The sequence below is a fragment of the Nocardia albiluteola genome (assembly GCF_018860155.1).
Taxonomy (GTDB): domain Bacteria; phylum Actinomycetota; class Actinomycetes; order Mycobacteriales; family Mycobacteriaceae; genus Nocardia; species Nocardia albiluteola.
Genome location: NZ_JAHKNI010000001.1, coordinates 728,427 through 740,382, shown reverse-complemented (window position 1 = coordinate 740,382; position 11,956 = coordinate 728,427). Strand labels below are relative to the sequence as shown.

The window sequence follows — 11,956 nt, the reverse complement described above, 5'->3', positions numbered from 1 at the left end:
CTTCGACGAAATCGGCGCACACGGAGACCGTTTCGGAACGTTCACACCCGAGAACTTTTAACGGGCTTTCGCCGACTGCGATTATCTGCCCAGCGCCCATCGGAACCACCGATCCCCAGGGCGGCGGCTGGCACCTCGGCATCCTGGCGCGATCCGGTCGCAGATCGATTTCTGCGAGTCGGTGGTCGTGAAATACCCTGCGCCGCACCATCACCCACGCGAACACAAGATCGCCGGAAGTGCTCGCGGTTCAGGCTGTGTCAGGCCAGAATTGGTGGATGACCGAGCTTGCGCTGACGGCGGAACGTCGTGATGAACTGGCCGCGTTGCTCGGTGATGAGCGGCTTCTTCGAGATCGGTATCCGAGGGCCGCAGAGTATCTGAATACCGCGCCGATGCTGCCCGGCACCGGCGACGATGCCGCGGATGCCGCGTTCGATCTGCGGTTCGTGCACTTCATGACCGGTGGCCGGAAAGTGAGTGAGAACCCCTATTGGGACATCATTGCCCCGTCGGTGTCAGTGCGCGAAGGCCGTCGTGTGGTGGATGGTGGCCGGCCGAACGGGAGTGCTCGGCTCGGGTTCACGGAGACGATCCTGCAGGCGGCGTACGCCTACGCGATCCCGTCGCCCGAGACGGTTGCCTGGTTGGCTCAGTTGGCCGATGGACGGTCGGTGGTCGACCTGGGAGCGGGCCGTGGGTATTGGGCCGCGCAGCTCGCGGGCGCCGGAATTCGGGTCGAAGCGTTCGAGTCGGAGCCGCCGGACCGGACGCAGAACCCCTCGTTCCTCCCGGCAGCTGGGCAGGACGACGTGTGGCACGGCGTCGGTGACCTGGCGGAGCTGGAGACCCGCGGCGGAATCGGTGCGAACGAGATGTTGTTCCTGTGCTGGCCGCCGGGATGGGGCAACCCGATGGCCTCCCAGGCGTTGGCGGCCTTCACCGCGTCCGGAGGCGAGCGTGTGGTGTACATCGGTGAACCGAAGGGCGGAAAGACCGGCGATGATGCGTTCTTCGACGCCCTGACGGCCGACTGGACCCTGAAATCCGAAGACGTGCAGTTTGTTTCGTGGTGGAACCTGGCCGATCGAGCGCAGGGCTGGGTGCGGCGCTGACCGGCTCAGTCGGCGATGGAGCGCGGGGCTCGATCCGGCAGGACACCGGCCTGGACGAGTTCGTCGTAGATTCGCTGCTGCTCGTCGTCGAGATTCGAGTACAGCATGTCGTACGCCCGGTCTTCCTCGGCGAGCACCGCGACCGGATCCCAGGTGTCGCCGAGCGCGGCGAGGACGGCGCTGCGGCGCCGCGTCTCGTCGAGCGTGAGGTCATAAGCAAAATCGAGATCGGCCATGGGGCACTCCAACCGGGTCTTTCCGTCAACAATTGCGACGACGATGCCCAATGACACCGTTGCGGGCAATGACCTACGTCACATTCCGCGCTTCGACCGCATCACACTCGATGTCGGCGGAGTCCGTCGAAGAGTCGTGAACACGGCATCGGCCAGGTACGGCCCCCGAGGCGCGGGAAATAACGAATTCTCGTGATGTGGCCACAGGGGCTTTACGACGAAAGTAAATGTCATGAACAGCACAGAGATTCGCCCCTCCCGCCCGACCGTCCTCGTCACCGGCGCGACCGGTGCCGTCGGGCGCCACCTCGTCGCCACCCTCCTAGCCCGCGGCGCCACGGTCCGCGCCCTGACCCGCAAGCCCGAGGACGCGAACCTGCCCGAGGCCGTCGAGGTCGTCGCGGGCGACCTCGCCGATGCCACCACTCTCGGCGCGCAGGTATTCGAGGGTGTCGATCGGGTCTTCGTCTTCCCGGCGCGCGGCATCGACGTTTTCCTCGACGCGGCCGTCGCCGCCGGCGTGCACCGCTTCACGGTTCTGTCCTCGCTGGCCGCGGCCAAGGAATTCCCCCGTGACCACGGCTCGGCCAGCCAGCTGCACCACAGCGCCATCGAGGCCGCCGTCACCGATCGCACCGACGGCTGGACGATCCTGCGCCCCGGCACCTTCGCTAACAACCTGCTCGAATGGCGCTGGCAGATCAGCTCGGGCGCACCGATCCGGGCCCCCTACCTGGCCTCCGCGCAGGCACCGGTCCACGAATACGACGTCGCCGAGGCCGCCGCCGAGACGCTCCTGTCCGATGACTACGCCGGCCAGATCATCCCGATCACCGGCCCCCAGGCGGTCACCCGCAGCGACCAGGTCGCCACCCTCGCCGCCGAAATCGGCCGCGAGATCCCCCTGATCGAGATCACCGCCGACGAATTCCGCACCGAGATGGCGCAATTCATTCCCGAGCCGATCATGAAGATGCTGCTCGACTACTGGAGCGACACCGCCACCACCCCCGACCGGGTCCGCCCCGTCACGAAGGTGACCGGAAAACCAGGCCGCACCCTGGCCGAGTGGGCCGCCGACCACCGCGCCGACTTCGGCGCCTGACCACCCACCCAACGGCCTGGCCACTTCGGCCGGGCCGCAGGGTGTGACTTCGATGCCACGCGGGCCGCGTCCAGCACATAATCACCGCCGGTCCTCGCGCAGTACCGCCAAGGCGCTGCGGTCGTCGTCCGGATCCGATCTCCGCACGCCCCATAGGTCCGCGAGCAGGTCCTCGGCGCGTATGGTCCCCGCAGTGCCGTCCGGCTCGAAGGTGGGAAGCGGTGGTCAACATGGACGGCATGTTCGCCAGGAAAGCCCGACTGTCGTCGAGAACTGTCGTCAATGGCTCCACGAGGGAAAGAAAACCTGGAGCCGCCTGGGGGAATCGAACCCCCGACCTTTTCATTACGAGTGAAGCGCTCTACCGACTGAGCTAAGGCGGCGTGCCTTTCGGCCAGGCGAGTCTATCGTCTCGTGCGTGGATCACGAAAACCGCAGGTCAACGCAGCGCAACCGACTGACCGAACGGCTGCGTCGTGGCCGGCCTCGGTCGGCCGTAAAGCCGCGAAATCGAGCATGGGAGGTGCTCGAACAACTACCTTTTCGCCGGAGCTGAAGCGCCTTCCAAACCGAGCAGCAGCCTACGACTCGGCATCCCACCTGCGGAGACAGCCACACACCGTCACTTGTTCGCCGACATACGACGCTGACTGATGCCGCACTCCAGGCTCCTATCGACTGACACCGCTCTCACCAGCGTCAACCGCACATCAAGCGACAGATTCGGTAAATCGGCGGTAATCGGCCGCGATCCATCAGCCTCCGCAGAGGTTAGCAGAATGTTTGCTATCGCGCCTATTCAACGATCGCCGGATCCGCCGGACCGATCGATAAAACGCCCGTAGCAGCGATGCGGCCTGTGGCGATAGCCGGACAGCATACCAGCCGAAGCCCCCCAGACCGCCCTGGAGGAACGTTCGATTCCACGCGCCGAGGCGCAGATCCGACTCATGGATCACATGCCGTGGCCTCGACTTAGTGACATGTTTTCAATACACTTTAATGTCATGAGAGCTGCGACTGGCAGCGCCGCCAAGGCTTTGGAGATGGTCCCGGCGGGCAGTTTCGTGTGGACGAACAGCCTGCCGGGGACGCCTGCTGCCGCGGCCTCGGCCGTCAAGCGTGCCCATCAGCGCGGCGACTTGGTGCGTATCCGCAAAGGCCTGTACTTCAAGGGCACCAAGACCCGCTACGGCACGACCCGGCCGGCTACGGAAGCCATCGCCGCCGAGGTGCTCGGCACAAACGGTGCCGGGCCGACCGGTTTCTCTGCCGCGCGCGCGTTCGGGCTGACCACTCAGGTACCCGCCAAGCCGACCATGGTCGTGATCGGATCGGTCCCCAAGGCGGTGCCCGGGGTGAAGGTGTCGCGACGCAATAACCTGAAGAGGGTGGGGTTGACGTGGCTGGAGATCGCCACTCTCGAATTACTGCGTGGTGATTGGGAGACGACAGTCGATGAGGGCTGGTCCGCATTCGCGGGTGCGGTCGGCCAGGCGGTCTCGACCGGCCGGGTGCGATGGCGCACGCTCACCGCTGCAGCCAAAGGTGAGCGCTCCCCGGCTCTGCGCGAGAACATGCAACGGCTTGGCGAGGACCTGCAGGTATCGGGCATGCTGGCCTGATGCCCCCATTGCTGCGTGAGCACCCGGACGAGTTGGCCGCCCTGATCGCCGCGGCCGCAACGCAACTCGGCCTCGACCAGTCGTACGTCGAGAAGGACTTCTGGGCCATGGAAGTGCTACGGGCATGCACCGCACCAGTCGAGATCACCGGACCGAACGGAAACGGCTCAGTGACAGCGATATTCAAGGGCGGCACCTCGCTGTCACGAGCCTACGGCCTGATCGAGCGGTTCTCCGAGGACATCGACCTGCTGATCGTGTTCCCGGACGTCGGCGCCGGTAAGGGCGCCAAGGACAAGGTGCTTATCAAGCTGCGCGACACCGTCTCCCGGCATCTGGGCCTGCCCGACGTGGCCGTCGTACCAAAGGAGTCGACCACCGGGGTCAAACGCAACGTCAGCTACCACTACCCCGCACAGACGACCGCGTTACCGATCGCAGTCGACGCGATCAGCCAAGGCGTCCTGCTCGAAATGGGCACCCGCGGCGGCGCGTTCCCCACCCATCGCCACCAGATCCGTTCCCTCCTAGCCAATTTCGCAATCGATCACTTCGGCGACACCACCGAAACATGGGCGGAATTCGTCCCGTTCGAGGTCGAGGTACTCGCGCCGGAGCGGACACTATTCGAGAAGCTCGCGGCGCTGCATGATGGAGCCTCACGCGCACCCGACGAAGCAGCCGTTGCCAGCCTGCATCGCAATGCCCGACACCTCTACGACATCCACCGCCTCCTGTGGGACGAACAGGTCTCGGCCACCCTCACCGCCCTCGGCGCTGACGGAATCGCCCAGCTGTGCGCCGACATCGACGAGCACAGCACCACGGCAGGGTTCAGCCACACCCCGCGGCCGGCCGAAGGATTCGCTGCCAGCCCACTGCTGACCGACGACCACCCCAGCAGACCTGCCCTCGAAGTTGGCTACCAGCGAGCGATGCACCTGGTGTACGGCGCCCAGCCATCCATGCAGGACTGCCTCGACACGATCCGCATGCACGCGCATGTCCTGTAGATGGGTCGTAAGAGACCTCGACCGAGCACAGAGGGACGGAGCCGTGCATTGTGCGGAGTGTCGACCGGCTGGACGAGATGCTGGTCGCGGCATGATCAGAAGAGGGTGTCGCGGACCCGCAGCGGCCGGTACTCGGGTAGTTCCGAGCTGGGCGAGTTCCGCATAGATGTCGACCTCGATCGCGCCGAAGAAGTTGATCTCCTCGCTGTGCTCCAGAGAAGCGTGGGCGAGCACCTCATCATCGATGCGCCGGCCCCGCGGCGCAGCTGTGCCACCGCCAGCCCGTGGTGCTCGGTGGTCCAGGCAATAACCGCGTTGGTGGCCAGAGTTAGGCACCATGCCTGCTCGGTCTGTACCAGTTCGGACCCGCCCCTGCCTCGGTCCGGCCGATCGATGCGAGGCAGGGCGGCGGGGAGGAATCAGCACAGTGGGTTAGGTCTGGTCGTCGGTCTCGGACACTGGCGCATACTTCATGACCGACTCGATGCCGTCGAGGGCGGCGGTCTTGCTCTCGTAGGCCTGCCCCTGCGCGATGATCTCGCCGTTGCCCGCCTTGAGCCTGAACCGGAATTTGCCGGCGCTGTCCCTGTATAGCTCGAACTTGGCAGCCACGCGATTACCTCGTCTCCACGTCGAACACGGATAATGCTTCGGTCCGAAATCGACTGTAGATCTTCGTGCTGCGGCCAGGACAGACGCCTTCTCGGGACCACCTGCCCCTGCCGATCGACACCCTGCGCGACGTGATCCAGCCTTTCCCCACCTTCTCCGAGATCTACGTCTCAGCGCTCAACACACTCCACGGCCGGATCACCGCGGACCGGCAACCGGCCGGGAGAACGCGCCCGGCGTCATGCCTGCGAGGCAGGGGACAGCCACGGCGTCCAGTCCCCGCTCGCGTCGGTCGTTTGCCCGACCTCGATGATGTGACCGTCGGGATCGCGTATATAGCAACGGATCTCGTACTGGCGCTGCTTCGGCGGCGTCAGGAACCGAGCACCGCGGGCGCTCCATTCGGTGTACACCGCGTGGATGTCCTCGACCCGGATATTGAGGAAGCTGCTGACCCGGTCCGGGTCGCTCGGTGTCTCCAGGGTGACCGTCGGCTTGTCGTCGGTCGGGCCGCCACCGACGTTGATGATGATGAAACTGTTGGCCAGCGCCACGTAGACGGGGCCCGCGGAGAAAACCTCCCGGCCGCCGAGCACCTCGGTGTAGAAACGTCGAGAGCGCTCCACATCGTCGGTAACGATGAAGTGGGCCAACACCATTCCGGTTCCGGGCTGTGACGCATCGTCCAACTGGCACCTCCACTGGTCGGGCTCGCATCGGGGTGGCAGGGAATTCCATCTGATCTGCCCAGCAACGATAGGTCACCAGGTTCGATCTCGACCGAAGCCGCTATCCGGCGAGTCCCACAGCACCGGATCGGTGCTCATCGCCGGGATCAACCAGCCTCACCAGGGGCGTGCCGGTGTCGCTTTCCACCCGCGTCGGCCGATCGGCGACGGGCCTGCCGTACTCCGCGCCGCCATGCAGGCCGAGCGACCGGACGACGAAACAAGCAGAATCGCCAAGGTGATCGGTCCATCGCGGCAGCGCAGAGACGTGCCTGCGCGGTCACTCGGATACAGCCGACCACCCAACAGCAACTGATAGGCTAACCGCGTGGGCGGGGTCGTGATCGAAGGGGCCGGCCCGAGCGGCCTCATGCTGGCCTGTGAACTGGGATTGGCCGGGAACCGGCCGGTAGTGCTGGACTCGCTTCCCGGCCCCAATCCGCAGCCACGGGTCAACCGGATTGTGGGCCAAGCGGCTCGAATTCTCGATCATCGAGGTCTGTACAGCACACTCACCGGGACCACGGATCCGCCGAAACCCGCTCCCCGCACCACATTCGCGGGTTTCCCCCTGGATCTCACGGCGGTGCCAGGCTCCCAGCTGTTCACTATCCCCGTGCAACAGCGAGGACTTGTCCAGGTGCTCGCCGAGCGGGCCGGCGAATACGACGCCGATATTCGTTGGGGGCATACCGTCACCGGCTTCGACCAGCACGACGACGGCGTGACCGTCCACGTCGCCGGCCCGGATGGCGCCTATGCTCTGGACTCCGACTACCTCGTCGGCGCCGACGGTGGCACCAGCAGCACACGCCACCTCGCCCACATCGACTTTCCCGGAATGTCGTCGTACGACCTGGTCATCCGGATGGGATTCAATGTGGTGCCGCCGGACGAATGGCTGCCCCCGATCGACGGGGCGCTCCACACCGGCGCTCTTCCGCCACTGCGATTCCATCGCACCGAGCAAGGCGTTTTCACCTGCGGTGCGGTGGGCAGCCGGGTGGCGGTAATGACCTACGAAATGGACACCTCGGCCCGGGAACAACGCGGCGATGAGCACATCGATGAGCCCCCGATGAGCTTGGCCGAGTTGGAGGCCAGCGCCCGCCGGGTGCTCGGCCAGGACGTGCCGCTGCGGCCCATCTCGCCGAACGAGTCCCTGGATCTGCGCCGGCTCTCCGGTATCAACTCCAGGATCGCGTCCCGGTATCGGGACGGGCGGGTGCTGCTGGTCGGCGATGCCGCGCACGTCCACTCGCCGATCGGCGGACCGGGTCTCAATCTGGGTCTGCAGGACGCGGTCAACCTCGGCTGGAAGCTGGCGGTCGTCCTCGACGGGCGCGCGGAGCCCACGCTGCTGGACACCTACCAGACCGAGCGCCGAGCCGCCGCCGAACGGGTCATCATGCAGAGCCGGGCCCAACTGGCTCTCCTACGGCCGGGCCCCGAAGCCACCGCGCTGCACCAACTGTTCGCCGAACTGATCACCGCTCCCGGCAACGTCGCTCACCTCAGCGACCTGCTCTCGGGAGCGGAAAACCGCTACACCATCAGCGTCGGCGCGCATCCTCTCGTCGGATACTGGGTGCCCGACTTCGCTGTGACCGATACCGGCGGAGCACACCGCGTCGCAGAGCTCGCCCGGGACGGACGACCGCTACTCGCCGACCTGACCGGGGACGGCACGGCCGCGACCGCGGTGACCGATATCGGAGATCGGCTCACCGTCGCCGCCGGACGACCGGTCGGCGCGATACCCGCCACGGCTCTACTGATGCGTCCCGATGGATATGTTGCCTGGGCGTCCTCGCAGCCCCGGCCCGGCCCTGACGAATTGGGCGAACTGCGTACCGTGCTCGCGCAGTGGTTCGGAATCTAGGTGTTCGCGTAATTCCAGCGGAATCGGCCCGATCAGCCGATCTCGCTGCGCGGGTTGGGTTCTCGGCCGGATGGCTGGTGCGGGCGGGGTGCGGAGATCGGCGGCGGGATGGGGTGGGTGACAGTGTCCCCGGGCGCGAGGTTGAAGGGCCTGCGGTGGTGTTCGAGGGTCAGCGGCGAGCCGTCCAGGAGCTCATATCGAGCTTGGTTCGGGGTGATCTCGACGTGGAGCGCGCGGTGACGATAGTGCAGCCGGAAAGCGAGCCGGGACAGTTGGGTGGGCAGGCGCGGTGCGAAGCAGAGTGTGCCCGTGTCGTGACGCATTCCGCCGAATCCGGCGATCAACGCAGTCCAGGAGCTGGCCAGCGCGGCGATGTGCAGGCCGTCGCGGGTGTTGTGCTGTAGGTCCGCCAGATCCAACAGCGCGGTCTCGCGGAGATAGTCGTAGGCCAGCTCGGTGTGCCCGGTTTCGGCGGCGATGACCGCCTGGCAGGGCGCCGACAGGGAGGAGTCGCGGACGGTGATCGCTTCGTAGTAGGCAAAGTTGCGTGCCTTGTCCTCATCGCTGAACGCGGCACCGCACAGATGCATCGCAAGGACGAGATCGGCTTGTTTGACGACCTGTTTGCGGTAGAGGTCGAAGTACGGGAAGTGCAGCATCAGCGGATATCGGTCCGGGCCGGTGGTGTCGAACGACCACACGGCCCGGCGGGTGAAACCGGCGGCCTGCTGGTGGACCTTCAGATCGTCGTCATAGGGCACGGCCATGGCCTCGGCGGCTGCCCGCCACCGCTCGCATTCGCCGTCGTCCACGCCGAGGCGTTCCGCGACCTGGACGTGACGTCCAGCAACATCGGCGGCAGCGCGCAGGTTCGCCTGAGCCATGAGGTTGGTGTAGACGTTGTCATCGGCGATGGCACTGTATTCGTCCGGCCCGGTGACCCCGTCGATGTGGAAACGGCCGTCGGCGCCGTGATAGCCCAGCGACTCCCATAGTCGGGCGGTTTCGACCAGAAGATCGGCGCCGACGCCGCATTCGAAGTCGGTGTCGGCCGCGACGCGGACATAGCGGACGACCGCATCGGCGATGGCGGCATTGAGATGGAACGCCGCGACGCCCGCCGGCCAGTACCCGGAGCACTCCGCACCGGCTATCGTGCGCCACGCGAACGCGGCCCCACGCAATCCGAGTTGGGCGGCGCGGGCGCGCGCCTCGGGTAACGTGCTGTGCCGCCACCGCAGCACATCTTGCGCGGCGCGCGGTGTGGTGTGGGTGATCAGCGGCAACACGAAAGTCTCTGTGTCCCAGAAGCTGTGGCCGTCGTATCCGGGGCCGGTGAGCCCCTTGGCGGGCACGCCGCGCTCCTCGACGCGAGCACCGGACTGCAGCACCTGGAACAACCCGAACCGTACCGCCTGCTGCAACTGTGGATCACCCTCGACCTCGACATCGGTCCGCGACCAGAACTCATCCAGGTATCCACGCTGATCCTCGACCAGTCCGGACCATCCACTGTCCTCGGCAGCCGCCAACGCCGCATCGACCTGATCGCGGACAGCCGGCAGTGAGCGGTGCCCCGACCAGCCGTAGGCCACCGTCTTGTCCATGCGCAACCGCTGCCCGGCAGCCAGCACGCAGGTCAGGGTGAGACGCGCCAGGTCCGGATCCGATTCGACAGACGTGGTGGTGTGCACGGGAGCGTGGATGTGGTGGTGGGCAGCCACTCCGACGCGCAGTCCACTGACACGGGTGCGATGTATCAGCCGCAGGCGGCTACCGCGCGCGTGGTCCTCCTCGGCCAGCAACGGCGCCTCCAGCGCTGCGGCCACACGGGGATCGCCGCTGGTCGCGGGCACCGGTTCATTGGCGACCAGTTCGGACTGGACCACCACCCGCGCCGTCCCGTCGATGGGTTCGACCTCGTAACGGATGCCCCCCACCGCTCGTTGGGTCAGGGAGACCAGCCGGATGGCGCGGATACGAACCCGCCTCCCTGCCGGCGAGGTCCAATCCACCTCACGCGACAACAGCCCGGTGCGCAGATCCAGGATTCGCTGGTGTGCGTGCAGGTGCCCATAACGCAGGTCGAACGGTTCGTCGTCGACCAGCAGCCGGATGATCTTGCCGTTGGTGACGTTCACGATCGACTGATCCGATTCCGGATAGCCGTACCCGGCTTCGGCATACGGCAGCGGACGCAACTCGTAGTAGCCGTTGAGGTAGCTGCCCGGCATGCCGTGCGGCTCGCCTTCGTCGAGATTTCCGCGCCAGCCGAGGTGCCCGTTGGACAAAGCGAACACCGATTCACTCTGCGCCAGCACATCCAGCTGCAGCCGCGTCTCCCGCACTCGCCACGGTTCGCACGCGAAGGCCGGATCCGTGATCATGGCACGACCTCCAGCAACTGGCTCAGCTCGGTCACTACGACATCGGCGCCATGAGCACGCAACGCCTCGGCCTGGTCCACCCGGTCGACGCCGACGACGTAGCCGAACCCACCCGAGCGCCCGGCGTCCATTCCTGCCAACGCGTCTTCGAAGACAGCCGCCTCGGCCGCCTGCACACCCAGCGCCCGCGCGGCGGCCAGGTAGGTGCCGGGGTGCGGTTTACCGGCCAGATGATCCCGCGCAGCGACGATTCCGTCGATGCGCACCTCGAACAGGTCAGCTATCCCGGCCGCCGACAGTACCTGTGCACAATGCACGCTCGAGGACACCACCGCGCGATGCAGACCCGCCGCGCGGACCGCTCGCACGAACCGCACCGACTCCGGGTAGGCATGCACACCGTCCTCGGCCAGCAGGCGCAGGAAAATCGCATCTTTGCGCGCGGCCAGCGCATACGCGGTTCGCGCGTCCGGTGGATCGCCGGGCCCACCGTCGGCCAGCGTGATCCCGCGGGAGGCCAGGAAAGTGCGCACACCGTCCTCACGGGGACGGCCGTCGACATAGGCGTCGTAATCAGCGACCGCATCGAAGGGGCGCTGCGGCTCGGTCTCCTGCGCGAGCAGTGGATCGAAGGCCTGCTTCCACGCGGCGGCGTGCACGGTCGCGGTGCGGGTCAGCACCCCGTCGAGATCGAACAGGCACGCGGTAGTCGTCGAGGGCAACGAAATCCGATCCGGCATCGGGGCCTCCGGCCTCTCTTCGAGTACGCCCGGACAGCCGGGCGGTGGGATCGTGCCGTGGATGCGGCGCACCACGACGGCGGCCTCGAGTAGATCGCGCATTGCTGCTCAAGGCGCGCCTTCCCAGTGTTCAGCAAGCGGCGTACCGGCGAACCTCTCGAGCATCGCGCGGGACAGCACCAGCACAGAACTGCGCGGCCGGTGATTCACTACAAGGCGCTGGGCTTTCCCTGCGGCATTGAAGACGACCAGAACGATGACAGAGAGCGGCACACCGCGAACCGATGCGGTGTAGTCCTCGAGGAAACTGCTCTCCCCGCAGGGACCGGCGTAGTGGAACTCTTGAAACTCATATATCTCTTTCGCGGCGACGACGACTTCATGGACGGCCGCGGCGCCTCGGATGGCACCGTCCCAGGCCGGCCCCTCCCCGGTTACATCATCGGCGAGGTTGTCCAGCCACGCCGGATAGTAAGGCTTTCCCATATAGGTCGATGCCATGTCGCCCTTCCT

General features: G+C 66.3%; 11 protein-coding genes, 1 tRNA gene and 1 pseudogene. 5 read left to right on the top strand and 8 right to left on the bottom strand.

What is annotated here, in order from left to right; all coding sequences use genetic code 11:
- Nucleotides 1-278 precede the first annotated feature (278 nt).
- Entirely contained in the window at nt 279-1,115 is an 837-nt protein-coding gene (locus KO481_RS03515) for a class I SAM-dependent methyltransferase (protein WP_215915428.1), read from the top strand.
- A gap of 5 nt (nt 1,116-1,120) precedes the next feature.
- Here KO481_RS03515 and KO481_RS03510 read toward each other — a convergent pair whose 3' ends face one another.
- Nucleotides 1,121-1,351 (bottom strand): DUF6400 family protein, encoded by a 231-nt coding sequence (locus tag KO481_RS03510; protein ID WP_215915427.1) that lies wholly within the window; start codon nt 1,349-1,351, stop codon nt 1,121-1,123.
- A gap of 232 nt (nt 1,352-1,583) precedes the next feature.
- On the opposite strand from KO481_RS03510, the gene KO481_RS03505 reads away from it, so the two are divergent.
- Entirely contained in the window at nt 1,584-2,456 is an 873-nt protein-coding gene (locus KO481_RS03505) for an SDR family oxidoreductase (protein WP_215915426.1), read from the top strand.
- A 307-nt stretch (nt 2,457-2,763) separates the two neighbouring features.
- Here the strand turns inward: KO481_RS03505 and KO481_RS03500 are convergent.
- A tRNA-Thr gene (locus KO481_RS03500) sits at nt 2,764-2,839 on the bottom strand.
- A gap of 624 nt (nt 2,840-3,463) precedes the next feature.
- Here KO481_RS03500 and KO481_RS03495 point away from each other — a divergent pair.
- Nucleotides 3,464-4,081: a DUF6088 family protein gene (locus KO481_RS03495; RefSeq protein ID WP_215915425.1), complete on the top strand. Its 618-nt coding sequence runs from the start codon at nt 3,464-3,466 to the stop codon at nt 4,079-4,081.
- Nucleotides 4,081-5,094 (top strand): nucleotidyl transferase AbiEii/AbiGii toxin family protein, encoded by a 1,014-nt coding sequence (locus tag KO481_RS03490; protein ID WP_215915424.1) that lies wholly within the window; start codon nt 4,081-4,083, stop codon nt 5,092-5,094. Before KO481_RS03495 ends, KO481_RS03490 begins: the two co-directional genes overlap by 1 nt.
- 95 nt (nt 5,095-5,189) lie before the next feature.
- On the opposite strand, the pseudogene KO481_RS44255 reads toward KO481_RS03490, so the two are convergent.
- From KO481_RS44255 to KO481_RS03480, 3 genes and pseudogenes are all read right to left on the bottom strand, one after another.
- A pseudogene (locus KO481_RS44255) lies at nt 5,190-5,447 on the bottom strand (Tn3 family transposase); the annotation flags it as partial.
- A gap of 79 nt (nt 5,448-5,526) precedes the next feature.
- Nucleotides 5,527-5,706, bottom strand: a complete 180-nt coding sequence (locus KO481_RS03485) for a YegP family protein (RefSeq protein ID WP_215915423.1) — start codon at nt 5,704-5,706, stop codon at nt 5,527-5,529.
- 239 nt (nt 5,707-5,945) lie between these two features.
- The gene (locus tag KO481_RS03480) at nt 5,946-6,395 is read right to left on the bottom strand and encodes a VOC family protein (protein ID WP_245400250.1); all 450 of its coding nucleotides are present in this window, start codon (nt 6,393-6,395) and stop codon (nt 5,946-5,948) included.
- A gap of 367 nt (nt 6,396-6,762) precedes the next feature.
- On the opposite strand from KO481_RS03480, the gene KO481_RS03475 reads away from it, so the two are divergent.
- Nucleotides 6,763-8,316, top strand: coding sequence for an FAD-dependent monooxygenase (locus KO481_RS03475; RefSeq protein ID WP_215915422.1), 1,554 nt, complete (start codon nt 6,763-6,765; stop codon nt 8,314-8,316).
- Between the two features lie 32 nt (nt 8,317-8,348).
- On the opposite strand, the gene KO481_RS03470 is transcribed toward KO481_RS03475, so the two are convergent.
- The 3 genes from KO481_RS03470 to KO481_RS03460 all read right to left on the bottom strand — a co-directional run bounded on the left by KO481_RS03470 (nt 8,349) and on the right by KO481_RS03460 (nt 11,944).
- Nucleotides 8,349-10,703, bottom strand: a complete 2,355-nt coding sequence (locus KO481_RS03470) for a glycoside hydrolase family 65 protein (protein ID WP_215915421.1) — start codon at nt 10,701-10,703, stop codon at nt 8,349-8,351.
- The gene (locus tag KO481_RS03465) at nt 10,700-11,443 is read right to left on the bottom strand and encodes an HAD family hydrolase (protein WP_215915920.1); all 744 of its coding nucleotides are present in this window, start codon (nt 11,441-11,443) and stop codon (nt 10,700-10,702) included. The genes KO481_RS03470 and KO481_RS03465 overlap by 4 nt, the downstream gene beginning before the upstream one ends.
- Before the next feature lie 108 nt (nt 11,444-11,551).
- On the bottom strand, nt 11,552-11,944 hold the full coding sequence (locus KO481_RS03460) for a hypothetical protein (protein WP_215915420.1): 393 nt from the start codon (nt 11,942-11,944) through the stop codon (nt 11,552-11,554).
- Nucleotides 11,945-11,956: the final 12 nt, after the last annotated feature.

Excerpts from the sequence above, each read along its gene's own strand:
- KO481_RS03465 (WP_215915920.1), bottom strand. The coding sequence starts at position 11,443 with ATGCCGGATCGGATTTCGTTGCCCTCGACGACTACCGCGTGCCTGTTC.
- KO481_RS03460 (WP_215915420.1), bottom strand. The coding sequence starts at position 11,944 with ATGGCATCGACCTATATGGGAAAGCCTTACTATCCGGCGTGGCTGGAC.
- KO481_RS03505 (WP_215915426.1), top strand. The coding sequence starts at position 1,584 with ATGAACAGCACAGAGATTCGCCCCTCCCGCCCGACCGTCCTCGTCACC.
- KO481_RS03515 (WP_215915428.1), top strand. The coding sequence starts at position 279 with ATGACCGAGCTTGCGCTGACGGCGGAACGTCGTGATGAACTGGCCGCG.
- KO481_RS03495 (WP_215915425.1), top strand. The coding sequence starts at position 3,464 with ATGAGAGCTGCGACTGGCAGCGCCGCCAAGGCTTTGGAGATGGTCCCG.
- KO481_RS03490 (WP_215915424.1), top strand. The coding sequence starts at position 4,081 with ATGCCCCCATTGCTGCGTGAGCACCCGGACGAGTTGGCCGCCCTGATC.
- KO481_RS03510 (WP_215915427.1), bottom strand. The coding sequence starts at position 1,351 with ATGGCCGATCTCGATTTTGCTTATGACCTCACGCTCGACGAGACGCGG.
- KO481_RS03470 (WP_215915421.1), bottom strand. The coding sequence starts at position 10,703 with ATGATCACGGATCCGGCCTTCGCGTGCGAACCGTGGCGAGTGCGGGAG.